Source organism: Microbacterium sp. FG3, assembly GCF_057809335.1.
The window spans coordinates 1-23441 of record NZ_JBMDJT010000034.1; the positions used below are offsets into that span (position 1 = coordinate 1).

27 protein-coding genes and 1 pseudogene are annotated in these 23441 nt (G+C 70.6%); 11 read left to right on the forward strand and 17 right to left on the reverse strand.

Annotation, left to right across the window (positions count from 1 at the left end):
* Positions 1-249: hypothetical protein (locus tag ACODR5_RS10790; protein ID WP_488983635.1), on the reverse strand; the 249-nt coding region annotated here is incomplete at its 3' end.
* On the opposite strand from ACODR5_RS10790, the gene ACODR5_RS10795 reads away from it, so the two are divergent.
* Entirely contained in the window at positions 217-2040 is a 1824-nt protein-coding gene (locus ACODR5_RS10795; protein WP_488983636.1) for a YhgE/Pip family protein, read from the forward strand. The genes ACODR5_RS10790 and ACODR5_RS10795 overlap by 33 nt on opposite strands.
* Positions 2041-2083: 43 nt before the next feature.
* Positions 2084-2701, forward strand: a complete 618-nt coding sequence (locus tag ACODR5_RS10800; RefSeq protein WP_488983637.1) for a TetR/AcrR family transcriptional regulator — start codon at positions 2084-2086, stop codon at positions 2699-2701.
* 84 nt (positions 2702-2785) lie between these two features.
* Here the strand turns inward: ACODR5_RS10800 and ACODR5_RS10805 are convergent.
* A pseudogene (locus ACODR5_RS10805) lies at positions 2786-2959 on the reverse strand (winged helix-turn-helix transcriptional regulator); the annotation flags it as partial.
* On the opposite strand from ACODR5_RS10805, the gene ACODR5_RS10810 reads away from it, so the two are divergent.
* Positions 2921-3835 carry an SDR family oxidoreductase gene (locus ACODR5_RS10810; protein ID WP_488983638.1) on the forward strand — a complete coding sequence of 305 codons (915 nt, stop codon included), beginning with the start codon at positions 2921-2923 and terminating at the stop codon, positions 3833-3835. The pseudogene ACODR5_RS10805 and the gene ACODR5_RS10810 sit on opposite strands and share 39 nt — an antisense overlap.
* Before the next feature lie 93 nt (positions 3836-3928).
* Here the strand turns inward: ACODR5_RS10810 and ACODR5_RS10815 are convergent, their stop codons facing one another.
* The 4 genes from ACODR5_RS10815 to ACODR5_RS10830 form a co-directional block, all read right to left on the reverse strand.
* Entirely contained in the window at positions 3929-4969 is a 1041-nt protein-coding gene (locus tag ACODR5_RS10815; RefSeq protein ID WP_488983639.1) for a methionine synthase, read from the reverse strand.
* A 25-nt stretch (positions 4970-4994) separates the two neighbouring features.
* The gene (locus tag ACODR5_RS10820) at positions 4995-5978 is read right to left on the reverse strand and encodes a putative oxygenase MesX (protein WP_488983640.1); all 984 of its coding nucleotides are present in this window, start codon (positions 5976-5978) and stop codon (positions 4995-4997) included.
* A 122-nt stretch (positions 5979-6100) separates the two neighbouring features.
* The gene (locus ACODR5_RS10825; RefSeq protein WP_449853986.1) at positions 6101-7054 is read right to left on the reverse strand and encodes a LysR family transcriptional regulator; all 954 of its coding nucleotides are present in this window, start codon (positions 7052-7054) and stop codon (positions 6101-6103) included.
* A gap of 73 nt (positions 7055-7127) precedes the next feature.
* Positions 7128-7964 (reverse strand): aldo/keto reductase, encoded by an 837-nt coding sequence (locus ACODR5_RS10830; protein ID WP_449853985.1) that lies wholly within the window; start codon positions 7962-7964, stop codon positions 7128-7130.
* Between the two features lie 152 nt (positions 7965-8116).
* On the opposite strand from ACODR5_RS10830, the gene ACODR5_RS10835 reads away from it, so the two are divergent.
* Positions 8117-8791, forward strand: coding sequence for an SDR family NAD(P)-dependent oxidoreductase (locus ACODR5_RS10835; RefSeq protein ID WP_488983641.1), 675 nt, complete (start codon positions 8117-8119; stop codon positions 8789-8791).
* Between the two features lie 24 nt (positions 8792-8815).
* On the forward strand, positions 8816-9001 hold the full coding sequence (locus ACODR5_RS10840; protein ID WP_488983642.1) for a LysR family transcriptional regulator: 186 nt from the start codon (positions 8816-8818) through the stop codon (positions 8999-9001).
* A 17-nt stretch (positions 9002-9018) separates the two neighbouring features.
* Here ACODR5_RS10840 and ACODR5_RS10845 read toward each other — a convergent pair whose 3' ends face one another.
* On the reverse strand, positions 9019-10008 hold the full coding sequence (locus ACODR5_RS10845) for an amidase domain-containing protein (RefSeq protein WP_488983643.1): 990 nt from the start codon (positions 10006-10008) through the stop codon (positions 9019-9021).
* Positions 10009-10186: 178 nt separating this feature from the next.
* On the opposite strand from ACODR5_RS10845, the gene ACODR5_RS10850 reads away from it, so the two are divergent.
* Together ACODR5_RS10850 and ACODR5_RS10855 are read left to right on the forward strand one after the other, a co-directional pair.
* Positions 10187-11566, forward strand: coding sequence for an APC family permease (locus ACODR5_RS10850; RefSeq protein WP_488983644.1), 1380 nt, complete (start codon positions 10187-10189; stop codon positions 11564-11566).
* Positions 11567-11580: 14 nt separating this feature from the next.
* Positions 11581-12441 (forward strand): Rieske (2Fe-2S) protein, encoded by an 861-nt coding sequence (locus ACODR5_RS10855; RefSeq protein WP_488983645.1) that lies wholly within the window; start codon positions 11581-11583, stop codon positions 12439-12441.
* A 9-nt stretch (positions 12442-12450) separates the two neighbouring features.
* Here the strand turns inward: ACODR5_RS10855 and ACODR5_RS10860 are convergent, their stop codons facing one another.
* Complete coding sequence (locus ACODR5_RS10860) at positions 12451-12873, reverse strand: organic hydroperoxide resistance protein (RefSeq protein WP_488983646.1); 423 nt, start codon at positions 12871-12873, stop codon at positions 12451-12453.
* Between the two features lie 151 nt (positions 12874-13024).
* Between ACODR5_RS10860 and ACODR5_RS10865 the strand changes: the two genes are divergently transcribed.
* The 4 genes from ACODR5_RS10865 (at position 13025) to ACODR5_RS10880 (ending at position 15659) form a co-directional block, all read left to right on the forward strand.
* The gene (locus ACODR5_RS10865) at positions 13025-13252 is read left to right on the forward strand and encodes a hypothetical protein (protein WP_449853978.1); all 228 of its coding nucleotides are present in this window, start codon (positions 13025-13027) and stop codon (positions 13250-13252) included.
* A gap of 119 nt (positions 13253-13371) precedes the next feature.
* The gene (locus tag ACODR5_RS10870; protein WP_488983647.1) at positions 13372-13941 is read left to right on the forward strand and encodes a mismatch-specific DNA-glycosylase; all 570 of its coding nucleotides are present in this window, start codon (positions 13372-13374) and stop codon (positions 13939-13941) included.
* Positions 13938-14366, forward strand: a complete 429-nt coding sequence (locus ACODR5_RS10875; protein WP_488983648.1) for a DUF2809 domain-containing protein — start codon at positions 13938-13940, stop codon at positions 14364-14366. Before ACODR5_RS10870 ends, ACODR5_RS10875 begins: the two co-directional genes overlap by 4 nt.
* A 45-nt stretch (positions 14367-14411) precedes the next feature.
* Positions 14412-15659, forward strand: a complete 1248-nt coding sequence (locus ACODR5_RS10880; RefSeq protein WP_449853975.1) for a DUF3500 domain-containing protein — start codon at positions 14412-14414, stop codon at positions 15657-15659.
* A 27-nt stretch (positions 15660-15686) separates the two neighbouring features.
* On the opposite strand, the gene ACODR5_RS10885 is transcribed toward ACODR5_RS10880, so the two are convergent.
* The 9 genes from ACODR5_RS10885 to ACODR5_RS10925 all read right to left on the reverse strand — a co-directional run bounded on the left by ACODR5_RS10885 (position 15687) and on the right by ACODR5_RS10925 (position 23427).
* Positions 15687-17210 carry an HNH endonuclease signature motif containing protein gene (locus ACODR5_RS10885; protein ID WP_488983649.1) on the reverse strand — a complete coding sequence of 508 codons (1524 nt, stop codon included), beginning with the start codon at positions 17208-17210 and terminating at the stop codon, positions 15687-15689.
* 203 nt (positions 17211-17413) lie between these two features.
* A complete protein-coding gene (locus ACODR5_RS10890; RefSeq protein WP_449853973.1) occupies positions 17414-17815 on the reverse strand; it encodes a hypothetical protein in 402 nt (133 codons plus the stop codon).
* A 112-nt stretch (positions 17816-17927) separates the two neighbouring features.
* Positions 17928-18161: a carbon storage regulator CsrA gene (csrA, locus tag ACODR5_RS10895; RefSeq protein WP_449853972.1), complete on the reverse strand. Its 234-nt coding sequence runs from the start codon at positions 18159-18161 to the stop codon at positions 17928-17930.
* A 49-nt stretch (positions 18162-18210) separates the two neighbouring features.
* Positions 18211-20250, reverse strand: a complete 2040-nt coding sequence (locus ACODR5_RS10900) for a flagellar biosynthesis protein FlhA (RefSeq protein ID WP_449853971.1) — start codon at positions 20248-20250, stop codon at positions 18211-18213.
* Positions 20247-21350, reverse strand: a complete 1104-nt coding sequence (locus tag ACODR5_RS10905; protein ID WP_488983650.1) for an EscU/YscU/HrcU family type III secretion system export apparatus switch protein — start codon at positions 21348-21350, stop codon at positions 20247-20249. The genes ACODR5_RS10900 and ACODR5_RS10905 overlap by 4 nt, the downstream gene beginning before the upstream one ends.
* Positions 21347-22108, reverse strand: coding sequence for a flagellar biosynthetic protein FliR (locus ACODR5_RS10910; RefSeq protein ID WP_449853969.1), 762 nt, complete (start codon positions 22106-22108; stop codon positions 21347-21349). Before ACODR5_RS10910 ends, ACODR5_RS10905 begins: the two co-directional genes overlap by 4 nt.
* A gap of 1 nt (position 22109) precedes the next feature.
* Complete coding sequence (gene fliQ, locus ACODR5_RS10915) at positions 22110-22385, reverse strand: flagellar biosynthesis protein FliQ (RefSeq protein ID WP_449853968.1); 276 nt, start codon at positions 22383-22385, stop codon at positions 22110-22112.
* Positions 22382-23047 carry a flagellar type III secretion system pore protein FliP gene (gene fliP / locus ACODR5_RS10920; protein WP_449853967.1) on the reverse strand — a complete coding sequence of 222 codons (666 nt, stop codon included), beginning with the start codon at positions 23045-23047 and terminating at the stop codon, positions 22382-22384. The genes fliQ and fliP overlap by 4 nt, the downstream gene beginning before the upstream one ends.
* Positions 23044-23427, reverse strand: coding sequence for a FliO/MopB family protein (locus tag ACODR5_RS10925; RefSeq protein ID WP_449853966.1), 384 nt, complete (start codon positions 23425-23427; stop codon positions 23044-23046). The genes fliP and ACODR5_RS10925 overlap by 4 nt, the downstream gene beginning before the upstream one ends.
* Between the last annotated feature and the right edge of the window lie 14 nt (positions 23428-23441).

Consider the following 23441-nt stretch of genomic DNA (forward strand, 5'->3'; position numbering starts at 1 on the left):
CAACCGCGGCCTGAAATCCACAAAGAGATCGTCTACGAAGCTTGACACAGCCCACTGATTCCAGTCCGGATCAACGTCGGCGAGCAGGTCCTGTCCGCGCTGCGCGCCAACGACGATCTGGACTGGGTCATCACGACCGAAGATGATGCGATCGACGGTACGAAGTCGGGTGCGTACTACGCCGCAATCGTGCTTCCGCAGTCCTTCAGCGCCGACATGATGACGTTCTACGTCGACGGTGCGGAGCACACCGACATCGCGCTATACACCAATGAGAAGAAGAACGCGCTCGCTCCCAAGATCACCGAACAGGGTGCCGACGGTGTGTCCGCGCAGATCACCGAGACGTTCACCAAGACCCTCAGCGAGATCGCGCTCAGCTTGCTCTCCTCCCTCTCCGACTTCCTCACCGACGACGACACCCAGGCCGCACTGGCCCGGCTCCAAGCACGCGTGGCCAGCCTCACGACGCAGCTGCGTTCGAGTGCGCAGACCGCCGACATGTTCTCCGCCCTCTTCGACTCCAGCATCCCCGTGGTGAACAGTGCTTCCGGCCTCGTCGGCTCCGCTGGAGCCGCGTTCAGCGACGCCTCCGGCGCCGTCGGTAGCGGAAGCGATGCGGTCGACTCCCTCGGCTCCGCTCTGCGTACCGCCACCCAAGGAGCCTCCGACGCTTTGTCCGCGACGGCCAACAGCTACAACGCGGTCGGCGATCGCATCGACGACCTTTACGTGGACATGGATTCCCTCAGCGGCGATCGCGTGACGGTGCTCGCTGACCTAGCGGCACGAGTCCAGGACCAGGTCGACCGATACCGCACCATTCGCGACGCCCTTGATACCGAGGTTCGGCCCACGCTGCCCGAGGCTGCCCAAGGCGCCCTCGATACCGTCATCGCCGCCCTCGACGACGCGATCGCGCGGCAGCAGGCTGTGCACGACAGTCTCGTCCAAGCTGCGCAGGACATCCAGGACGACAACGCCTCCGAGCAGGGCTCTCACCAGGAGATCCTCGCCACGATCGCCGATGCGAAGACCGCGGTACAGAACGCACAGAGCGCATACGCCGACGGACTGAAGCCGCAACTGGACCTTCTGTCTTCTACGCTCTCACGGCTCGACTCGGACATCTCCATCGTGTCCAACGACCTTGCCGACGTGTCCTCGAGCCTGTCGGGTTCATCGGACTCCGTGATGACCGCCATCGACCGGGGAAAGACCATCGCAGATGGGATCTCCACCTCACTGGGTGAACTGGCCGACCGGTTCGACGAGCTCGATCAGGCGCTCGGAACCGCAACTGACACCGGTGATCTCAGTGAACTCCGCGACATCATCGGAGGCGATCCCGGCGTCCTCGCCACCTCACTGGGGGAACCCGTCCGGGTGGACCGCACCGCGGTGTTCCCGGTCGCCGGGTTCGGCGCCGCCATGGCACCGCTCTACACCATCCTCGCGCTCTGGGTCGGAGCATTGTTGATGACAGTCACTATCCGCGTCGACGTCAACCACAACACACTGTCGGGCACCTCCGAACTCACCACGACCCAAAAATACCTCGGACGATACGGCATCTTCGGACTCGTCGGCCTTGCCCAGAGCACACTGCTCACCCTCGGGCTCATCCTCTTTGTCCGGATCGAGCCCGCTCACCCGCTGCTCATGATCCTCGCCGGATGGATCATCTCCCTCGTATTCACCCTCATCGTCTACACCGCGGTCGTCGCGTTCGGCAACGCCGGAAAGGCACTATGCGTGCTGCTGCTCGTCATCCAAATCTCCGGATCTGGCGGCGCCTACCCCCTTCAGCTCCTGCCCGACTGGTTCCAGAACATCAGCCCATTCCTGCCCGCCACCTACGCGATTCAGGCGCTGCGGTCGGCGATCGGCGGCGTCTACGCAGCGGACTTCTGGATCTCTCTTCTCCTGCTCGCCCTCTTCATCGTCCCGGCCCTCCTGCTCGGCCTGGTGCTGCGGCGCCCCCTCATCGCGTACAACCGCGGCATGTCAGAGGCGCTTGAATCCACCAAGCTCATGTAAGCGCCCGCGAAAGGTGATCATGTCTCCACGAGAGTCCATAGCCTTGTCGAACTCGGTTCCTGCTCGCGAGCGCAGAAGCGACGCCACGACGAACCACAAAGCACTCCTCCACGCAGCGCAGATCGTGCTCGCCGAGAACCCCCAAGCCTCCCTCGACACCATCGCGCAAGCGGCAGGCCTGTCACGACGTGCTCTCTACGGCCACTTCGCCGACCGCGAGACTTTGCTGAGAGAGGTCATCGCGCTCGGCGCTGAGCGCTTCAATATGATCGCCCAGACCACCGACGACACCGACTCGCGCGTCGCTCTGGCCCGCCTCGCCGCACGTCTTTGGCGCGAAGCCTCAGCAGTGCGCGCAACCGCCAACATCGCACTGAGCGAACCCCACGTCTCAGAGACAGTCCGTGCACTCGCTCCTCTCCGACGACGCGTCCGCGAACTCACAGATGCCGGCATGGCAGCAGGGGCCTTCCGAAGAGACGTTTCACCCGAAGTCCTCGCCATCCTGATCGAAGAGACAGCCCGCGCCACCTTGCGCCAGACTCGCCTGACCACAGGAAGCGACCCGTCGGTTATTGCGCGAGTTGTGCTCAGCATCGTCGGCCTGTCGTGGACCGAGCAGGCAGCGCTCATCGCGTCGAATCCCGACATCGTGGCCTGAGCGTGACCGGAACGTCCGAGAAGCGGTGTGAGATCGGCCTGATCAAGAGCAGAAGCGTGCGGTGGGTGGGCGTCGCGGTCGAACCTACCGTCGGCCGACCATGCCCTCGGCGTGGTCGGCGACCCAGGCGACGAGCGGCAGCATCCGCTCCATGAGGTCTCGGCCGAGGGGAGTCAGGCTGTACTCGACGTGGGGCGGCACGCTCGGGAACGACTCCCGGTGCACGAGGCCGTCGGCAGCGAGCGTCCGCAGGGTCGAAAGTGGGTACCCGCTCGCGGGAAGGCGGCGCGCGATCGGGGCGCCACCGGCCACCTCGGCCGCCTCGTCGTCGACAGCCTGCTCGCCCGCGGCGTCGACCCCGCCACCGTCCGCGCGGGCGCGCGGGACACCGCGAAGGCCGCCGACCTCGCGGCGCGCGGGGTGCAGGTGGTCGCGCTCGACTACGACCGGTCGGAGACCGTCGCCGCGGCCGTCGACGGTGCCGACAGCGTGCTGCTCATCTCGAGCAGCGAGGTCGGCAAGCGCGCCGCGCAGCACCAGGTCGTCATCGACGCCGCCCGTGCGGCGGGCGTCGCCAAGTTCGTGTACACGAGCGCCTCCCGGGCCACGACGAGCGACCTCGTGCTCGCGCCGGAGCACAAGGCGACCGAGGAGGCGATCGCCGCCGCGGGTCTGCCCGCCGTGATCCTGCGCAACAACTGGTACACGGAGAACTACGTCGCCGACGTGGCGCGTGCGAAGGACACCGGCGTCATCGCCGCCAGCGTGGGCGACGGTCGCGTGGCCTCGGCCACGCGCGCCGACTATGCCGAGGCCGCCGCGGTCGTCCTCACCGAGGACGGGCACATCGGCGAGGTCTACGAGCTGAGCGGCGACGTCGCGTGGAGCTTCGACGAGCTCGCCGCCGCCGCGTCGGAGATCGTCGGGCGCGAGGTGCGGTACACCCCGCTCAGCTCGGAGGAGCATGCCGCCGCGCTCGAGGCGGCCGGTCTCGATGCGGGCACGGTCGCCTTCGTCACAGCACTGGACGCCAACATCCGCGACGGCGCGCTCGCCGAGGCCGACGGCACGCTCGCGCGCCTGCTGGGTCGCCCGACGACACCCCTTGTCGAGGGGCTGCGCGCGGCGCTCTGAGACCGGCTGGGCGGGGATTCACCACGCGCGTGCAATCCCCGCCCACGGGGCGGGAGTCGCGATGACGTCCATCGCCGCGGCTTCCGCGCGCCGCTACACCGTCCGCGCTCCCGCCAGCTCCGCCCGGACGATCTCGGCGCCGGCGGCGAGCGCGATCATCTTGTCGCGCGCGACCGTGCGCGGCAGGGGCGCCATGCCGCAGTTGGTGCTGGGCAACAGCTTCTCCGCATCGACGAACGGCAGCACGCGACGCAGCGTCGCCGCCACCTCCTCGGGCGTCTCGATCGCGTGGGTGGCCACGTCGATCGCCCCCACCATCACCTTCTTCCCCCGGAGCAGCGCGATGAGCTCGACCGGCACGCGGGAGTTGTGGCATTCCAGCGACACCGTGTCGATCGTCGAGCGCTGCAGCAGGGGGAAGGACTCCTCGTACTGGCGCCACTCGGATCCGAGCGTCGCTTTCCAGTCGGTGTTCGCCTTGATGCCGTAGCCGTAGCAGATGTGCACCACGGTCTCGGCGCGCAGGCCCTCGGCAGCCCGCTCGAGGGCCGCCACGCCCCAGTCCTTCACGTCGTCGAAGAAGACGTTGAAGGCGGGCTCGTCGAACTGGATGATGTCCACGCCCGCCGCTTCGAGCTCGCGGGCCTCCTGGTTGAGGATGGTCGCGAACTCCCACGCGAGCTCCTCGCGGCTGCCGTAGTGGCCGTCGTACAGCGTGTCGATCATCGTCATGGGGCCGGGAAGGGCCCACTTGATCGGTCGATCGGTGAGCGCGCGGAGTGCCTTCGCGTCCTCGACGAACACCGGCCGCTCGCGGCTCACCGCGCCGACGACCGTGGGCACGCTCGCGTCGTAGCGGTTGCGGATCCGCACGGTCTTGCGCCGCTCGAAGTCGACCCCGCTGAGGTGCTCGATGAACGTGGTGACGAAGTGCTGGCGCGTCTGCTCGCCGTCGCTGACGATGTCGAGCCCCGCGCGCAGCTGATCGTCCGCCGCGAGCCGCAGCGCATCCCGTGTGCTCTCCGCGAGTTCCACGCCCTCGAGCCTCCAGGGCGACCACAGCGTCTCCGGCTCCGCGAGCCACACGGGCTTGGGCAGGCTGCCGACGATCGAGGTGGGCAGCAGCGTGTTCATCGGCGACTCTCCGTGTCTCGTGCGATCAGTGGGCATAGCTGCTCGTCCACTCGTCGAGCAGCGCTCCATAGGGCGCGATGATGTGCTCCTCGGCGAACGCGCCCTGCGTGGCCGCGAGCCGGCTGCGCTCCTCGCGGTCGTAGGCGACCTCAGTCACCATGAAGTCGGGATTGTCGAGACTCGGCCGGTACACCTCGCCGGCGGCCGTTGTCGCGTTGTAGATCTCCGGACGGTAGATCTTCTGGAACGCCTCCATCGTGCTGATGGTGCCGATCAGCGCCAGGTCCGAGTAATCGCGGAGCAGGTCGCCCTCGAAGTAGAACGCCAGCGGCGCCACCGAGCCGGGCGGCATGAAGTAGCGGACCTGCAGGCCCATCTTCGCGAAGTAGCGATCGGTCAGCGAGGAATCGCTCTGCTCGTACTCCACGCCGAGCACGGGGTGCCGATGCCCGAGCCGGTGATACGTCCTGCTGGTCGAGACGCTGATGCAGACCACGGGCGGCTGCGAGAACCGCTGGCGATACGCGTCCGAGTCGACGACGGCCCGGAAGAGCCTGCCGTGCAGATCGCCGAAGTCGCTCGGGAAGCCGGCCGCGGGCGCATCCGCGGCGAGCCGGGGGAGCAGCACGCTGAAGTCGTAGTCGCGCACGTAGGACGAGAAGTTGTTGCCCGTGATCCCGGGCGTGCGCTCGCCGGTCTCCCGATCCAGGATGTGCACGTCGAGCATCTCGATCAGCGGGACCCCCACGCCGTCCCGGTCGGCGTCCCCGAGCAGGTTCACGGAGACGATGTCGAGCTCCACGGCATAGCGGTCGCGCGCCGGATTCCCGTCCCGTGCGAGGTCGTTGCAGCGATCGTCGATCATCCGCAGCGCGTTGCGGAGGTTCTGCCGCCGGCCCGCGCCGCGGGCCAGGTTCGCGAAGTTCGTCGTGGCGCGGGAGCCGGACGACGGCGAGTAGTCCTCATCGAAGGGGGTGGTGCTGATGCGGAAGGTGAATGCGGTTGCCATGTGATCCCGTGCCTCGATTCGTGGCGAGAGCGCGGGCCGGACCCACGCGGTGGATGCCACTGTAAGCCGGGTGCGGGGTCATAGCCTCATCGGGATGCTTGACCGAGACGCATAGCCTTTGCCTATGTCAGCAGCTCGACGTCGAAGCCCGCGACGACATCGCGCATCTCGGCGACGAACCGCTCCGCCTGACCCGTGAGCGGGATGGAGCTGTGGCCGATCCAGCCGATCTCGATGCGCTCGTCGACGTCGAGGGGCACCGCCACGATCGACGGATCAAGGTCGTCGGAGATGATGCCGGTGGAGATCGTGTAGCCGTCGAGACCGATCATGAGGTTGAAGATGGTGGCGCGATCGCTCACCCGGATGTCCTGCTTCGCCGACCGGGTGGAGAGGATCTCCTCGGCGAAGTGGAACGAGTTGTTCTGACCCTGGTCGAAGGTCAGGCGCGGCACGTCCTCGAGATCTTCCAGGGTGACCCGCTCGCGCGCGGCGAGCGGGTTCGTGCGCGCGACGAAGATGTGCGGGGTCGCGACGAACAGCGGGGCGAAGGCGAGCCCGGACTCGCGCAGCAGCTTGTCGATGACGTTCCGGTTGAAGTCGTTCCGATACAGGACGCCGAGCTCGCTGCGCAGCGTCCGGACGTCCTCGATGATGTCCCAGGTGCGGGTCTCTCGCAGCGTGAACGCGTACTCCGCGGCGGGTGACGCCTTCACCATGCGGACGAACGCATCGACGACGAACGAGTAGTGCTGCGCCGAGACGGCGAGGAGACGGCGCGACGGCGGACGTCCCAGGTATCGCTGCTCCAGGAGCTCGGCCTGCTCCACGACCTGGCGTGCGTAGCCGAGGAACTCGGTGCCGTCCTCGGTGAGGGTGACACCCCGGACGGATCGGGTGAACAGCGCGCGGCCGACGCGACGCTCGAGGTCCTTCATCGACGCCGACATCGTCGGCTGCGAGACGTAGAGCAGCTCCGCGGCCGCGGTGATGGAGCCCTCCGCCGCGACTTCGACGAAGTACCGCAGCTGCTGCAGGGTGATGCCGCTCGTCGTCCCGATCTCGCCACGTGCCATAGCCACAAGCTATCCAACCCGCGGGCCACGGCCGCCGCGTCGCACGCGGACGCGGCCCCGGTCGATCCCCGGCTCAGGCGGGGATGTAGTCGAACGTGTCGGGGTCTGGGCCGGTGCGCTGGTCGCGGTTCAGGGCCGAGATCGCCTGGACGTCCTCGTCGGTCAGCTCGAAGTCGAAGAGGCGGAAGTTCTCCTCGACGCGCGAGCGGGTGACCGACTTGGGGAACACGATGTCGCCGCGCTGGATGTGCCAGCGCAGCGTGACCTGCGCGGTCGTGCGGCCCAGGCGCTCGGCGATCGCCGTGATCGTCGGGTCGCCGAGCACGGCGCCCTGCGCGATGGGCGACCACGCCTCGGTCGCGATCCCGTGCTCCGCGCCGTAGGCGCGCACGGTCTCGTTCGTGAGGTACGGGTGTACCTCGATCTGGTTGACGGCCGGCGTCACGCCCGTCTCGGCGATGATGCGCTCGAGGTGCGGCACCTGGAAGTTCGAGACGCCGATCGCGCGGGCGAGGCCCTGGTCGCGGATCTCGATCATCGCCTGCCACGTCTCGAGGTAGTCGACGTCGATCGTGGGCAGCGGCCAGTGGATGAGGAACAGGTCCATCGGGCCGCCCAGGCGCTCCACGCTGGCCTCGGCCTCGCGCAGCGCGTCGTCGCGGCGGTGGAAGCCGTTGTTGAGCTTGCTCGTGACGAAGACCTCGTCGCGGCTCAGGCCCGACGCCTTCAGCGCGTCGCCGACGCCCTGCTCGTTGCCGTACATCTGCGCCGTGTCGATGTGGCGGTAGCCCACCTCGAGGGCCGTCGCCACGGCCTCCTCGGTCGACTGGGGCGGAACCTGGTACACGCCGAAGCCCAGCTGCGGAATGCGGACGCCCTCGGCGATCCGGATCTCGGGAACGGAAGTCATAGACGTTCTCCTTCGTCTCGGGTCGGCAGCGGGATCCCGCCGCCACCGGTCCACAACGATGCCGCACGGCGCGCGTATTTCGGCGCTTCCATAGAGGATCGCTATCGCCCTCGCGGCCGCCGGTGCGGATCATCCGGCCTAACGTGGTCGATATGACGACGATCGCGATCATCGGAGCAGGACGCAACCTCGGAGAGGCGCTCGCGCGCCGCTTCGGCAGGGAGGGCTACAGCCTCGCGCTCATCGCGCGCAACCAGGAGCGGGTCGACCAGCTCGCGGCCGACCTCGTCGCCGACGGCTTCACGGCCAAGGGCTACACGGCGAACGTGCGCGACACCGACAGCCTCGTCGCCGCCCTCGACCAGGCGACGCAGGACCTCGGCCTCATCGAGGTGCTCTCGTACAACCCGCTGCCGCAGAAGGAGTTCCTGCGCCCACTGCTGGAGTCGACCGTCGGCGACATCCGGGCCGCCGTCGAGTTCTCGATCTACGGCCCCGTGGCCGCCGTGCACCAGGTGCTGCAGGGCATGCGCGTGCTGAAGACGGGATCGCTCCTCTTCGTCAACGGCGGCAGCGCGGTGCAGCCGGTGCAGCACTTCGCGGGCACCTCGATCGGCTTCGCCGGCGAGACCGCGTACATCGAGATGCTGCACCAGGCGCTGAAGGACGAGCCGATCTACGTCGGCCAGCTCATCATCCCGGGCGCGATCATCCCCGGCGACGCGCAGAAGGATCCGGAGGTGCTCGCGGAGCGCCTGTGGCAGATGCACGCGGAGCGCCGCGAGCTGCGCGTGTTCGCCACCGAACTGGAGAACCAGCCGTATTGATCCGCGGCGGCTAACGTTCCTCGTATGGACGTTCGCCAGCTGGAGTTCTTCGTCGCCGTCGCCGAGGAGGGCAGCTTCACCCGTGCGGCCGAGCGCTCGTTCGTCTCGCAGCCCGGCCTGTCGGTGTCGATCCGCTCCCTGGAACGCGAGCTCGGTGCGCAGGCGGCCCTCGGCGAGCTGCACGCGGATCTCGCGATGCAGCAGGGCTAGGCCGCTCGCGCGGCGGCTCAGTCGCCCGGGATGCTCCAGAAGTGCGCGGTCGAGCCCGGGTGCTCCTCGGTCATCGCGCGGTCGAGGTCGCGGTAGTCGGAGTCGAGGTTGTGGCCCGCCATGCGGATCGACACGGTGCCGTCGTCGCCCCGGTCGATGTCGGAGACGAGCTGGATGTGATCGAGCGATCCGTTGCCGTCCCAGTCGAACACGACGAGGTCGCCGAGCTTGACCTGATCCCGCTGATCCAGCTCGAGACGCGTCACGCCCAGCTCCTGCGCGTGCGCGGTCACCCACGCGTCGAAGGTCGGGACGAATCGCCACGTCTCCGTCGACGCCGTGCCGTCGTGGTACCAGTCGTCGCGCTGCGCCCAGCCCCGGGCCACGAGCGTCTGGCTGACGAAGTTCATGCAATCGCCGCCGATGGGGTTGTAGTCGCCCCATTCGGCGGTGTTGTAGTCGTCCCAGTGCGCGAGGGCGTACTGCAGCTGCCGGTCCACGCCCGTGCGCGCCTCGTAGGCGTAGCGCAGCGCGTCGGTGCCCTCCAGCGGCACGTCGCCCTCCTGCACCGTGACGGGCACGTCCCCGGCGACGTAGTCCACCGCCGAGGGCACGACGACCGTGACGGCCTCGGCGCCCGCCTCGGCGATCTCGGCCTCCGCGGTGCCGAAGGTCACGCGCGTGACGTCCTCGAGCCCCGCGCCGGTGACCGTGACGGTCTCGCCGCCGACGAGCGATCCGGAGGTGGCGCTCAGCGCGGCCACGCGGCCCGCGACCTCGCCGCTCGTCGCCTGCGCGGTCTGCACGTCGTTCGCCGCCTGCGGCGCCGGGGCCTGCGCCTCGGGAGCGTCCTCGCCGCCGGTCAGCAGCCCGACGAGGGCGCTCACGCCCCACACGAGCAGGGCGGTGCCGCCGCCGAGGATGACGACCCCGCGGCGACGCGCCCGCCGACGTCGCGCGCGACGTGCGCGCACGCGCGAAGACGGCGTGGAGGCGTTCTCGGGCATCACCCCGAGGCTACGGCGAGTACCTCCGTGGCGCCTGAGGCACGCGGCACCGATCCGCGGTATTCCGCGATCCGTTCGGATCCGTGGGCGGATCAGCGAGCCGCGGGCGCAATGCCACAGATCGCGCGGCTCTGCCAGTCCCTTTACGTCCCCGCCGGGCGGGGGATGGAGTGGGGCGATGACCGACGCAACCGCACCCGCCCTGCCAGGCCGCCCCACCGGCCTCAAGCGGGTGCTCGGCACCCCGCTGCTGTACGCGTTCATCGTGGGCGACACGTTGGGGGCGGGGATCTACACCCTGGTCGGGACGATGGCGACCGACGTCGGCGGCGTCATCTGGCTGCCGCTGCTCATCGCGCTCGTCGTGGCGCTGCTCACCGCCGGCACCTACGCGGAGCTGATCACCAAGTACCCGCACGCCGGGGGCGCGGCCCGCTACGTCGATCGCGCATTCGGGATCCCCTACCTGTCGTTCCTCGTCGGCTTCCTGATGATGGCGTCCGGCATCACGAGCGCGGCGGCGCTCGCCAACGCGTTCGCGGGCGACTACCTCTCCGCGCTGCTCGACGTGCCGCCCGTGCCCACGGCCATCGCCTTCGTCGTCGTGCTCACGCTCATCAACCTGCGCGGCGTGAAGGAGTCGCTCACCGCGAACCTCGTGGCGGCCGTGATCGAGGTGACGGGCCTCGTGATCGTCATCGTGCTCGCGGCGATGGTGTTCGGGCGCGGCGACGGCGACCCGGCCCGCCTGGTCGAGTTCGCGCCGGACGTGCCGCCCCTGCAGGGTGCCTTCGCGGCGTCGATCATCGCGTTCTTCTCGTTCCTGGGGTTCGAGGCCGCCGCGAACATGGCCGAGGAGGTGCGCAGCCCCTCGAGGTCGTACCCGCGGGCCCTGTTCGGCGCTGTGCTCACCGCCGCGGTCGTGTACCTGCTCATCGCCGTCGGCTCGGTCATCGTCGTGCCGCCCGCCGAGCTCGCGACCTCGACCGGGCCGCTGCTCGAGGTCGTCGAGGCGAGCGGCGTGGCGGTGCCGGGATGGCTGTTCAGTCTCATCGCGCTCGTGGCGATCGCGAACGGCGCGCTGCTGTTCCTCGTCATGGCCAGCCGCGTCGCCTACGGGCTGGCCGAGGCTCACCTGCTGCCGAGCGCGTTCGGCCGCGTGCTGCCGAAGCGCCGCACGCCGTGGGTGTCGATCCTCGCCGTCGCCGGCGTCACGCTCCTGCTGACGATGGTCGGCGACATCGCCACGCTCGCCTCGACGACCGTGCTCATGCTGCTGCTCGTGTTCGTGTCGGCGAACATCAGTGTGCTCGTGCTGAAGAAGGACCGCGTGGAGCACCCGCACTTCTCCGTGCCGCGGATCGTGCCCGTGCTCGCGATCATCGCGAGCATCGTGCTGCTCACGCAGCAGACGGGCATCGTGTGGCTGGGCTCCGCGGTCTACATCCTCGTCGGGTCGGCCCTGTTCCTCGTGGCCCGGTTCGGTCGCCGCCGCGAGGAGCGCAAGGCCGCGGCGGACGCGGGGGCGAACGCCGATGCCGACGCATCGGATCGATGAGAGGAAGGAACGACATGTCGATCGCCACGCTCATGCAGCGTCTCGTGCGCCGGATCCAGCGCGCGCGGGGCCTCGACCGGATCGCCGAGAGCGCGAGCGGGTCCGTATCGGCCGCCACGCGCCTCGCGCCCGTCAAGAACGCCCTGTCCGGATCGTGGCTGGGTCACCAGCTCCACCCGATCCTCACCGACCTGCCGATCGGCGCGTGGGGAGCGGCCACGGCGCTCGACCTCACGGCGGGCGAGGAGGGGGCCGCGGCGGCGCGCCGCCTCGTGGGCATGGGCCTCGTCGCCTCCGGCCCGACCGCGCTGGCCGGCGCCTCGGACTGGGCGGAGACCTCGGGGAAGGATCGGCGGGTGGGCCTCGTCCACGGCCTCATGAACGCGGCCGTGTCGGTGCTGCAGGCGGGCTCGTGGATCGCGCGGCGGCGCGGGCATCGCGGTGTGGGAGTGGGACTGAGCCTCGTCGCCATGGGCGTGGCGGGTGTGTCGGCCTACCTCGGTGGCCACCTCTCCTTCGTGCGCGGCATCGGCGTGAACCGCACGGCGTTCCAGCCGCGCGTGGGCGAGTGGACCGACGTCGCCGCCGAGGCCGAGATCGCCGAGGGTGAGCTGCGGCGCGTGCTCGTGGACGACGTCCCGGTGCTGTTGACCCGGCGCCGCGGCTCGCTGCGGGCCCTCTCGGCGGTGTGCACGCACGCCGGCGGCCCGCTCGACGAGGGCACCCTGGACGAGGACGGCTGCGTCACCTGCCCGTGGCACGGCAGCCGCTTCCGCCTGGCCGACGGCGGGGTCGACCGTGGCCCCGCCAGCGTGCCGCAGCCGCGGTGGGAGGCGCGCGTCGCGGGCGGCCGCGTGCTGCTGCGCTGCGCCTGACGCGGCGATTCAGTCGTCCGAGACGGTGACGGTGACCTCGATGTTGCCGCGCGTCGCGTTCGAGTAGGGGCAGACCTCGTGCGCCGCGTCGGCGAGTTCCTGCGCCGTGGCGTGGTCGAGCTCGGGGATGACGACCTCCAGCTGCACGGCGAGCTGGAACCCGCCCTCGCCGTTCGAGCCGATCGACACGCGCGAGCCGACCGACGATCCCTCGATCGCGATCTTCCGGCCGCGCGCGACGGCGTGCAGCGCCGAGTGGAAGCACGCGGCGTACCCCGCGGCGAACAGCTGCTCGGGGTTGGCGCCGGCGCCCGATCCGCCCATCTCCTTGGGGACGGCGAGGTCGAACGCGAGGTCGGACCCGGCGACGGCGACGTGCCCGTCGCGGCCCGCGCCGGTGGAGAGTGCTTCGGTCGTGTAGAGAGCATCCATGCGTCGACCCTAGGCGCGCGGCGGGGACGTGGGGCGGGATTGTCGGAAAGGGCGCCAGTATGCGCGATGCGTACCGCGGGCGCCACCCCGGTGCGCGCCGCCCGACGCGCTCTTAGCGTGGCGGCGAACGCACACGACGAAAGGAGTCATCATGGCCGACGAGCCGCAGAGCCCCGTCCGCGACAAGAACTACAACCTGATCTGGGCGCTCGAGGCGTCGCTGCACAACGTGTGGAAGCTCGAGACGTACATCGAGGACGCGGAGCGCGAGGGCGACGAGGAGCTCGCCACCTGGTTCCGCAAGATCCAGCACGAGAACCGCAAGGCCGGCGAGCAGGGCAAGCAGATGCTCGCGCGCCGGCTGGCCGAGGCGCAGTGACGCGCACCTCCTGAGCGCGGCCGGCGGTGGTCGGCCGCGCTCGTTGGGCCGCGGGGTCGGCTGCGCACGTTCGGCGCGGTCGCAGGATCCGCCGATCCTCCGTCCCGCAGACTGTCGGCATGGGATTCAGCCGCGCCCAGCTCGAGGCCGCTCGCGACCGCCCCGTTCCCGACCTGATGCCCGAGCGGCCGCGCCTCGTGTTCGTCGGCATCAATCCGGGGCTGTGGACCGCCGCGACCGGCGCGCACTTCGCGCACCCCGGCAACCGGTTCTACCCGGCGCTCGCCGCCGCGGACATCCTGCCGAGGGTGCCCGAGATCACGCCGGAGGGGTTCGCGGTCGCGGATCGCCGGATGATCGTGGACGCGGGGATCGGCGTCTCGAACCTCGTGCATCGCGCCACCGCCCGCGCCGACGAGCTGACGCGCGAGGAGCTCGTGACCGGGGCGGAGCGACTCGAGGGCGACGCGCGGCGGTGGGGCGCACCGGTGATCGCGGTCGTCGGGCTCACGGCGTACCGGCAGGGCTTTCGCCGCCCGCGCGCGGCGGCCGGGCGCCAGCCCGAGCGGCTCGGCCCCTCGGAGCTGTGGGTCGTGCCGAACCCCAGCGGCCTGAACGCGCACGACACCGTCGCCACGCTCGCGGCGGCGTACGCGGAGCCGGCGCGGGCCGCCGGGGTGATCGCGTGAGCGCGGCGGCCCCGCGGCGCGGAGCCCGTCGCATCGCCGCGGGCGTCGGCCTCGCCGTCGTCATCACGTGCGGACTGCTCGTGCACGGCGCGCTGCCCGACACGGCCGCGACCGACATCGTCGGCGACGCGCTCTACGCCGCGGCGGCGTACCTCGGCGTCGTGCTGCTCGCGCCGCGCCTGTCGCCGCTCGCGGTGAGCGCGCTCGCCGCGGCCTGGTGCGTGGCGGTGGAGCTGCTGCAGCTCACCGCCCTGCCGGGCGCCGTGGTCTCCGCCTTCCGCCCGGCCGTTCTGCTGCTGGGCACGGCGTTCGACGCGCGCGACCTCGTCGTGTACGTCGCGGCCGTCGCGGCGCTGCTGGCGGGGGATGCGGGGCTCACGGCGGCGCGAAGGCGGGCGGACCGCGCGTTCATATCGGAGGCATAGCGGCGCCAAAGTGCGGGGAAAGATGCGGGCGGCAGGCTCTTCTTCATGACCGAAGACCGCAGCTTCCTCCCTCAGAACACTCCTCCCGCCCAGCGGGCGTCCCGGCCGCGTGCCGCGTGGATCCTCTCGTCCCTTCTGGCGGCGGGCCTCGTCCTCGCGGGCTGCGCGGCCGGCTCGAGCACCGCGTCGACCGCCGAGCCTTCGAGTCCCTCCTCCCCGTCCAGCGCCAGCGCGACCACCGCGGACGACGCCGACGGGACGACGACCGCAGGCACGATCGCCGACACGGCAGCGGCGGCCGACGCGTTCCTCGCGACGCTGAGCGACGAGCAGCGCGAGACCGTGACGTACGACTTCGACGACGTGACGAAGACGACGTCGTGGACGAACTTCCCCGTCACCTTCGTCCAGCGGGCAGGCCTCAACCTGGCCGATCTGACCGACGAGCAGCGGGCGGCGGCGATGAACGTGCTCGAGGCGCTGCTCGAGGACGAGGCCTACGCCATGGTGACAGGAATCATGGGCGGCGACGAGTACCTCGGCGAGTACAGCTCGTCCACCGAGGACTCGCTCGGCCAGTACTACCTCGCCTTCTTCGGCGATCCATCCGACACCAGATCGTGGGAGGTGCAGTTCGGAGGACATCATCTCGGCATCAACGCGACGCTGCAGGGTGCCGAGAACGCCATCACGTTCGCGCCCACGCATCTCGGCGTGCAGCCGGCCGTCTACACCGGGGAGGACGGCGAGGAGGTGCAGCCGTTCGCCACGATCTACGAGACGGCATTCGCCTTCTACGACAGCCTCGATGCCGCGCAGATCGACGCGCTGTACCAGGGAGAGCAGGTGCAGGAGTTCTCCTGCCAGCCCGGCGGCACGTGCGACTACGACACGGGGGTCGGGCTGCGCGGATCGGACCTGACCGACGAGCAGAAGCAGCTGCTGCTCGACGTCATCGCGAACTGGGCGGGCATGGCGGACGACGAGACGACGGCCGCCGCGCTCGCCGAGATCGAGGAGACGCTCGACGAGACCTACGTCAGCTGGTCGGGCGCGACGGTGTACGACATGACGCAGGGCAACGGCATCGGCTTCCTCATCTCCGGCCCGAATGTGTACATCGGCTTCGCGGGCCAGCAGGGATCCGCCGGCGCTGACGTGGACGGCGTGACGACCTCCGGCTGGGGGCACGTGCACACGATCTACCGCGACCCGACGAACGACTACGCGAACAGCGTCGAGCAGCAGGAATCGACCGGCATGGCCGGCGGGCCGGGAGGCGGACGGCCGTGAACGCAGCCGCTGGCCGCCGGCGGTAGGTCAGGCGGGGTCGGGTCGTCGTGTCGGGCCGCGCTGTCGTGTTCGTGCCCGTGCCCGTGCCGGGGTGCGGGCGGTGCGGTGGGGCGGTCGTGCGGGTCGGTAGGTGCGGTGTCGGTCGATCCAGGCCGGGGCGCTGACTTCGGGCAGGCCGTTTCGCATGCGGATGCGCCAGCCCGACCGGTCGAGGTTGTGGTGGTGCCACCAGCAGAGCAGGACGCCGTTGTCGGTGTGGGTGGGTCCGCCTCGGGAGCGTTCTTCGACGTGGTGGATCTCGCACCAGCCGGCCGGGATGGAGCAGCCGGGGATGATGCACCCGCCGTCGCGGGCGGTGATGGCCCGCCGCTGGTGGGCGTTGAACACCCGTTCCGGGGTGCTGAGGCGGATGATCCGCCCGTCGGGGTTGAGGAACACCTTCTGGATGGCGCCGGTGCAGGCGATCCGGTGCGCCAGCGACGTCGGAACAGGGACGTCGGTGCCCTCGAGCCGGGCGGTGCCGCCGTGGGTGAGCGCGTCATCGGTGACGGTGACGAGCAGCGTCGGGGCGGCGCCTCCGAGCTTCGGAGCGTCGGGGTGTTTCGCGGCGGTGTGGATGACGGCGGTGAGGACGTCGTGACGCTTCTGCGTGGCCGTGCGCGGGTCGTGGACGATCTCATCCCGACTCCAGGGGTCGTCGGGGCCGCGGGTTTCCGGGTCGGTGCCGAGACCGTCTCCGAGTGACCCGGTGGGGGTGAAGTCGACGGCGGGGTTCAGGTACGCGTCGAACATCCGCTGCAGCCCGGCGGCGGTCTCGGGCATCAGCTCACCCCGGATCGGGACCAGCCCGTTCCTGGGGGTGCCGAGGGTGAGGGACCTGTTCCGGGACGCGCGTTCGGCGTCGGGTTCGGCACCGTCCGGGTCCAACCATGCCGCCCACGCGTCGGCCTGGACCCGCAGCAGTGCGAACGTCACCGGCACCGGGGCCTCACCGTCGGGGAGATCCTCCTCGGTGGGGCGGCCGGTGGCGCTGGCGACCAGCTGCTGCTCCGCCACCGCCACATGCTCCGCGAGCGCCGTGCCGTGCCGCCGCACCCGGTGGAGGGAGTCGGTGATCACCCGGGCCGCCTCCACCCCCAGCACCCCGTCACGGAGAGCATCCGCCACCACCGGGAACGGGGCCGGCAGCGTCTCACCCAGCAGCGACAGGCGTGGGCGGGTGTGGGAGTCGAGACGGATCCGGTGGTTCACGGCCCCCGGCGACGCTCCCGTGGCCCGCTCGAGCAGTTCGACCGCGGAACGGCATCCGAACCGGGCGGAGAGGCGGTCGTCGCCGGAACGGTCCGAGCGGGCATCGACCTCACCGGCCACACGCACCCGCAGCGCATCCACCACACGACCCAGGCCCTCGACCTCCCCGGCCAAGGCCACCAGATCCGCATCCGACGCGCCCTCCACCCGGGACCGCACGCCCGCCAGCAGCGCCTGCGCATCCGCGACCACGGCGCGTGTGTCGCGGTCCCGGGACTCGAGCGGAGGAGTGGTTTCCATGACTCGACACTAGAACCAACCTCCGACACTCGCCGAAGTTATCCACAGGATTGGCAGGTGCTGATTCGCACATGATGACGTTGCGGTGGTCGCTTCATCTCCGCGGCCTCCGGCCGCTCCGTTCAGCAACCGATCCGTTCGACACCCATCAGGCACCGACCTCGTCTCCGCTCGCTTCGCTCGGTCGACGAACGGGGACAGCGTCAGCCCCAGGGGGAGGTTGTCGTGCCCGGGCGGGCCGGGCGCAGCGCGGGCGGGGGCGGCCACGGCAGCTCGTGCAGCTCGTAGGGCACGTCGATCGCGCCGAAGTCGTCGGTCTTGACGAGCACGCGGCCGGGCCGCGCGGCGCTCTCGCCGGGCGAGACCTCGACGATCCGCACCCGGACGGCGCGGCCGTCGAGCTCGAGCTCCCACACGTCGGCCAGCCACGAGAGCCCGACGGCCTCCAGCTCCTCCTCTGCCGCGACCCAGTCGAGCGGCCCCGACACGTCGGCGCCGAAGAGCGACACCGCGACGAACCCCTCGCCCTCCGGCCGGATCCACCCGAGCAACTCGCGGTCGCTCGCGCGGCGGTGCGGGATCCAGGACGCGGGCACGACACTCATCCTGCCGAGCGTACCGGCCCTCACGCCCAGTGAGACAGCAACCCCGCGCCGAGACAGCGTGCAGACGCCGCTGTCTCGGCGCACAGTTGCTGTCTCGCGGAAGAAGAGCGGGTCAGGGGTGGCCGGAGAGGGCGTCGCGCAGGGCCTTCTCGGCGTCGTCCCCCGCGTGGGCGGCCTCGGCGTTCTCGGCGCGCACGGCGTCGACGATCTCGGAGCGCTGGATGCGGGTGGAGCGCGGGGCGCGGATGCCGATGCGGATGCTGTCGCCCTTGACGTCGAGCACCGTGACCTCGACGTCGTCGCCGATCAGCAGGCTCTCGCCGATCCGCCTCGTCAACACCAGCATCGCCCCAGACTATCGGCCGGGAGGGGCCGATCGGTCAGGGGCGGCGGGATCACGCGGCCAGCGACTGCGCGTCGCGCACGACGCCGACCGTCTCGATCGTCATGCCGCCCGCGGTCGCCTCGTTGTACGACAGCACGGGGATGCCGTCGGCCTGCGCCGACACGAGGCGGCGCACGGCGGGCCGCAGGGTCGGCGCGCACACGAGCACGGGCTCGCCGAGCGACGGGTCGATGCCGGCCGTGGCGTCCTTGACGGATTGCACGATCTGCTCGATCCGGGCCGGGTCGAGCACGATGTGCGTGCCGTCCTCTCCCGAGCGCATGCCCTCGAGCATCGCCTGCTCCAGCAGCGGCGCGATCATGATCACCCGCAGCCGGCCGTCCTGCGCGAAGCGCGCGGCGATCGCCGGGCCGAGCGCGGCGCGGGCGGCCTCGATGAGGCCCTCGGGATCGGTCGACACCTTGGCCCGCAGCGCGAGGGCCTCGTAGATCCGCGCGAGGTCGTTGATCGGCACGCGCTCGGCGAGCAGCCCCGTGAGCACGCGCTGGATCTCGGCGAGCGACAGCAGCGACGGCGTGAGCTCCTCGACGGCCGCCGGGCTCACCTGGCGCAGGCCGTCGGTGAGCTGGCGCACGTCCTCGCGGCTGAGCAGGCGCGCCGCGCCCGCCTGCACGATGTCGGACAGGTGCGTGACGATCACGCTCGCCCGGTCGATCACCGTCGCCCCCGCCAGCTCGGCGCTGTGGCGCATCTCGAGCGGGATCCACTTGCCCTCCAGCCCGAAGACCGGGTCGAGCGTCGTCGCGCCGGGCAGCGTCTCGAGCGCCCCGCCGAGCGCCAGCACCGACGCCGGCGGCGCGACGCCGCGGCCGGCCTCGACCCCGGCGATCCGGATGACGTAGGTGGAAGACGGCAGGTCGATGCTGTCGCGCGTGCGCACAGGCGGCACGAGGAAGCCCAGCTCGAGCGCGATGCGCTGGCGCAGCGCCTTCACGCGCGCGAGGAGGTCGTCCGGCCCGCCCGTGACGAGATCGACGAGGTTCGGCGCGAGCAGGATCTCGAGCGCGTGCACCCGCATGCGCTCCATGAGGTCCTCCGGCCGGTCGGACGGCTTGCTCGGCGCGACCTCGGTCTCCTGCGCCTCGCGGCGCGCCTCGGCCGCCTTGATCCGCTGGGCCGCCAGCAGCAGCGCCGCACCGATCGCGATGAACGGCAGCATCGGCATGCCGGGGATGAGCGACATGACGATGGCCGCCGCGCCCGCGATGCTCAGCGCGATGCGCGACTGCATGAGCTGCGCCGACGCGGCCTGGCCCATCTCGTGCTCGGTGTTGGCGCGCGTGACGATCATGCCCGTCGAGACGGCCATGAGCAGGGCGGGGATCTGCGTCACGAGGCCGTCGCCGATCGTGAGCAGGCTGTAGGTGCCCAGCGCCTCGTCGATCGCCATGCCGTGCTGGACCATGCCGATCGCGAGCCCGCCGACGAAGTTGATGATGATGATCACAAGGCCCGCGATCGCGTCGCCCTTGACGAACTTCGACGCGCCGTCCATCGCGCCGTAGAAGTCGGCCTCGGCCGCCACCTCGGCGCGCCGCGCCCGCGCCTCGGTGTCGGTGATGAGTCCCGCGTTGAGGTCGGCGTCGATCGCCATCTGCTTGCCCGGCATGGCGTCGAGGGTGAAGCGCGCGCCGACCTCCGCGACGCGCTCGGCGCCCTTCGTCACCACGACGAACTGGATGACGACGAGGATGAGGAACACGACGGCGCCGATGATGAGCGATCCGCCCACCGCGATGTCTCCGAAGGCGTGGATCACCTCGCCGGCGTACGCCTCGCCGAGCACGAGGCGCGTCGAGGCGACGTTGAGCCCGAGCCGGAACAGCGTGGCGACGAGCAGCAGCGAGGGGAACACCGAGAAGTCGAGCGGCTTCTTGGCGAACATCGTCGTGAGCAGGATGACGAGCGCGAACATGATGTTCAGGATGATCAGCAGGTCCAGCAGCGGCGGCGGCACCGGCACCACGAGCAGCATGATGATCCCGACCACGCCGATCGGCACGGCCAGGCTCTTCAGGACGGTTCTCATGCGGGTCTCCCTACGGTGGATGGATCGGCCATGGTGTGCACGCCGCGCGCCGAGCCGCGGCGCTTGAGCGCGGCGACGAAGACGAGCACGCGGGCGACGGCGGTGTAGAGCTCGGCCGGGATCTCCTGGCCCAGCTCGCACGCGGCGTGGACGGCGCGGGCGAGCGGGATGTCGCGGACCATCGGCACGCCGGCCTCGGCCGCGCGCTCGCGGATGCGCTCGGCGATGATGCCCGCGCCCTTCGCGACGACGCGGGGGGCGGAGCGGCCGGGCTCGTACGAGAGGGCCACGGCCACGTGCGTGGGGTTGACGAGCACGACGTCGCTGCCGCCGACCGCCGCGATCATGCGGTTGCGACTCATCGCCAGCTGCCGGGAGCGGCGCTGCTGGCGGATGAGGGGGTCGCCCTCGGAGTTCTTGTTCTCGTCGCGCGCCTCGCGCTTGGTCATGCGCGTGTGCTTGGTGTTGCGGCGCATCACGACCATGACGTCGACGATCGCGAGCGCCACGCCCACGGCGACGGCGACCCAGAGCACCGCGGCGGCGGCCCCGGCGGCCTCGGAGATGAGGCGGCTCACCGAGCTGCCGCCGCTGGCGGCGAGCATGGGCACGAGGCTCGCGATGACGAGCCACAGCGCCCCGCCGATCGCGGCCGTCTTGAGCAGCGCCTTGGCGCCCTCCCACAGCGCCTGCATGCCGAAGACGCGGCGCAGGCCCGTGACGATGTTGAACTGCTCGACGCGCATCGGCACGCCCCGCAGGTGGACGCCGCCCTGCGCCGCGGCGGCGATCACCGTCGCGATCATCACGGCGGCCAGGAACGGTCCGAGGGTGGCGCCCATCGAGCCCAGCGCGTCGCCGAGGATGGCCACCGCCCGCTGCGGATCCGGGTCGCGCGTGATCGACCCGACGGCGAGGAACTGGGCGGTGCCGGCCTGCGCGCCGTCGGCGACGGCGGTGGACATGAGCGCGCCGGCCGCGGCGATCCCCACCCAGGCGGTGAGGTCCTGGCTGCGCGAGATGCGGCCCTTGCGCCGCGCCTCGCGCAGCCGCCGCTCGGTGGCCTTCTCGGTGCGCTCGCCGCTGTCGGACTGGCTCACGGGGTCACCCCCCGCATCAGTCCCAGGGCCTGGCGGGCCAGCGCGTCGACGATGCCGGGCAGCGTCAGCACGACGATGCCGGCGAGTACGAGCGTCAGCATGATCTTGAGCGGGAAGCCGAGCGCGAACGCGTTGAGCGCCGGGGCGACGCGCGTGATGAGGCCCAGGCCCACGTCGGCCAGGAACAGCACGAGCACGAGCGGGCCGGCGATCTGGACCGAGGCGAGCATGAGCTGCCCGACGACCCCGGTGAGCAGCTCGGCGGGGCCCGAGATGTCGAAGACGCCGTCGACGGGCACGGCGTCGAAGCTGCGCGCGAGCCCGGCGATGATGAGCTGGTAGCCGTCCGAGGCGAACAGCAGCACGATCGCGGTCATCTGGAACAGGCGCGTGAACTGCGCACCGTTGACCATGGACTGCGGGTCGAACGCCTGGGCGAGCTGGAAGCCGCCGAACACGTCGATGAGGCTTCCCGCCGCCTGCACCGCCGAGAAGACGGCCAGCACGAGGAAGCCGAGCAGCGCCCCGGTGAGCAGCTGCAGCACGAGGGCCCCGAGGAACGGCGCCGTGGCGAGGCTCTCGTAGCCCGGCGCGACCGTGGCGCCGACGGCCAGCGACAGCCCGATCCCCAGCATCGCCTTGATGCGGGCGGGGATCGCGCCGTGCGAGAACGGCGGGGCGATGAACAGGAACGCCGTGATGCGCACGGCGGCCATCATCGTCGCCTCCAGCCACACGAAGTCCACCGGGATGTTCACGTCAGCCGCCCGAGAGGAGAGAGGGGAGGCGCCCGAACATCTCGTTCGTGAAGGCGATGGCCTCGGCGATCATCCAGTTGCCGCACACGAGCAGCGCGATCGCGACGGCGACGGCCTTCGGCACGAACGACAGCGTCACCTCCTGCACCTGCGTGATCGACTGCAGCAGCGAGATCGCGAAGCCCACCACGAGCGCCGTGACGAGCAGGGGCGCGGCGAGCTTGGTCGCGAGGATCAGGCCCTGCATCCCGATGTCGAGCACCGCCTCCGGGGTCATCCCACGCCCCCGTACGAGTCGAGCAGCGACCGGATGATGAGACCCCAGCCGTCGACGAGGATGAACAGCAGGATCTTGAACGGCAGCGAGATCATGACCGGCGGGAGCATCATCATGCCCATCGCCATGAGCGCCGACGCGACGACGAGGTCGATGATGAGGAACGGCACGAAGATGACGAAGCCGATGATGAACGCCGCCCGCAGCTCGGAGATCATGAACGCCGGGATGAGCGTGTACAGCGGCACGCTGCCCGGATCGTCCGGATTGGGCTGATCCGCGGCGCGGGTCATGAGCGCGAGGTCCTCCTCGCGCGTGTACGCGAGCATCCAGTCGCGCAGCGGGCCCTGGCCGACGTCGAAGGCCTGCTGGAACGTCATCGCGCCGTCGACGAAGGGCTGCACGGCGATCTCGTTGATGTCGGTGAGCACCGGCCACATGATGAAGATCGACAGGAACAGCGACAGCCCGGCGAGCACCTGGTTCGGCGGGATCGACGGCAGCGACAGCGCGTTCCGCGCGAGGGCGAGGACGACGAAGATCTTCGTGAACGACGTCATCATCAGCAGCAGCGCCGGCGCCACCGACAGCAGCGTGATGCCGAGCAGCGTCAGGATCGACGACGACGGCTCGCCGTTGACGCCGTAGATGTCGATGTTCATCGCGTGCGGCGCAGCGCCTCGGCGGTCTGCCTCCAGGTCGCGGGGGAGAGGATCGATCCGCTCAGCGGATCGGGCCGGCGGCGGGAGCGGTCGCGCCGCAGCGGCACGTCGTCCGGCAGCGCGGCGGCCGGCTCCACCGCATCCGCGTCGAACCCGGGCTCGGGGTCCGCGGGCGCGGTGATCTGATGGGGCGAGCGGATGCGGTCGACCACGTTCACGCCCTGCTCGGTGACGCCCAGCACGTAGCGCGTGCCCTCGACGTCGACCACCACGAGCTGTGCCTTGCCGCCCAGGGACTGCCGCGACACCACCGCGATGTCGCGCGGCACCTTCGCGCCGCGGGTGAAGCGGCGCTGCAGGTACCAGAGCGCGCCGAGCACCGCCGCGAGCGAGA

What these genes read in the sequence shown, in the direction of transcription:
- ACODR5_RS10825 (WP_449853986.1), bottom strand. Translation starts at nt 7,054, where the DNA reads ATGGCACGTGGCGAGATCGGGACGACGAGCGGCATCACCCTGCAGCAG.
- ACODR5_RS10880 (WP_449853975.1), top strand. Translation starts at nt 14,412, where the DNA reads ATGACCGAAGACCGCAGCTTCCTCCCTCAGAACACTCCTCCCGCCCAG.
- ACODR5_RS10830 (WP_449853985.1), bottom strand. Translation starts at nt 7,964, where the DNA reads ATGACTTCCGTTCCCGAGATCCGGATCGCCGAGGGCGTCCGCATTCCG.
- ACODR5_RS10795 (WP_488983636.1), top strand. Translation starts at nt 217, where the DNA reads ATGATGACGTTCTACGTCGACGGTGCGGAGCACACCGACATCGCGCTA.
- fliQ (WP_449853968.1), bottom strand. Translation starts at nt 22,385, where the DNA reads ATGACCCCGGAGGCGGTGCTCGACATCGGGATGCAGGGCCTGATCCTC.
- ACODR5_RS10845 (WP_488983643.1), bottom strand. Translation starts at nt 10,008, where the DNA reads ATGCCCGAGAACGCCTCCACGCCGTCTTCGCGCGTGCGCGCACGTCGC.
- ACODR5_RS10890 (WP_449853973.1), bottom strand. Translation starts at nt 17,815, where the DNA reads ATGAGTGTCGTGCCCGCGTCCTGGATCCCGCACCGCCGCGCGAGCGAC.
- ACODR5_RS10835 (WP_488983641.1), top strand. Translation starts at nt 8,117, where the DNA reads ATGACGACGATCGCGATCATCGGAGCAGGACGCAACCTCGGAGAGGCG.
- ACODR5_RS10855 (WP_488983645.1), top strand. Translation starts at nt 11,581, where the DNA reads ATGTCGATCGCCACGCTCATGCAGCGTCTCGTGCGCCGGATCCAGCGC.
- ACODR5_RS10820 (WP_488983640.1), bottom strand. Translation starts at nt 5,978, where the DNA reads ATGGCAACCGCATTCACCTTCCGCATCAGCACCACCCCCTTCGATGAG.
- ACODR5_RS10900 (WP_449853971.1), bottom strand. Translation starts at nt 20,250, where the DNA reads ATGAGAACCGTCCTGAAGAGCCTGGCCGTGCCGATCGGCGTGGTCGGG.
- ACODR5_RS10840 (WP_488983642.1), top strand. Translation starts at nt 8,816, where the DNA reads ATGGACGTTCGCCAGCTGGAGTTCTTCGTCGCCGTCGCCGAGGAGGGC.
- ACODR5_RS10860 (WP_488983646.1), bottom strand. Translation starts at nt 12,873, where the DNA reads ATGGATGCTCTCTACACGACCGAAGCACTCTCCACCGGCGCGGGCCGC.
- ACODR5_RS10870 (WP_488983647.1), top strand. Translation starts at nt 13,372, where the DNA reads ATGGGATTCAGCCGCGCCCAGCTCGAGGCCGCTCGCGACCGCCCCGTT.
- ACODR5_RS10885 (WP_488983649.1), bottom strand. Translation starts at nt 17,210, where the DNA reads ATGGAAACCACTCCTCCGCTCGAGTCCCGGGACCGCGACACACGCGCC.
- ACODR5_RS10865 (WP_449853978.1), top strand. Translation starts at nt 13,025, where the DNA reads ATGGCCGACGAGCCGCAGAGCCCCGTCCGCGACAAGAACTACAACCTG.
- ACODR5_RS10815 (WP_488983639.1), bottom strand. Translation starts at nt 4,969, where the DNA reads ATGAACACGCTGCTGCCCACCTCGATCGTCGGCAGCCTGCCCAAGCCC.
- csrA (WP_449853972.1), bottom strand. Translation starts at nt 18,161, where the DNA reads ATGCTGGTGTTGACGAGGCGGATCGGCGAGAGCCTGCTGATCGGCGAC.
- fliP (WP_449853967.1), bottom strand. Translation starts at nt 23,047, where the DNA reads ATGAACATCGACATCTACGGCGTCAACGGCGAGCCGTCGTCGTCGATC.
- ACODR5_RS10850 (WP_488983644.1), top strand. Translation starts at nt 10,187, where the DNA reads ATGACCGACGCAACCGCACCCGCCCTGCCAGGCCGCCCCACCGGCCTC.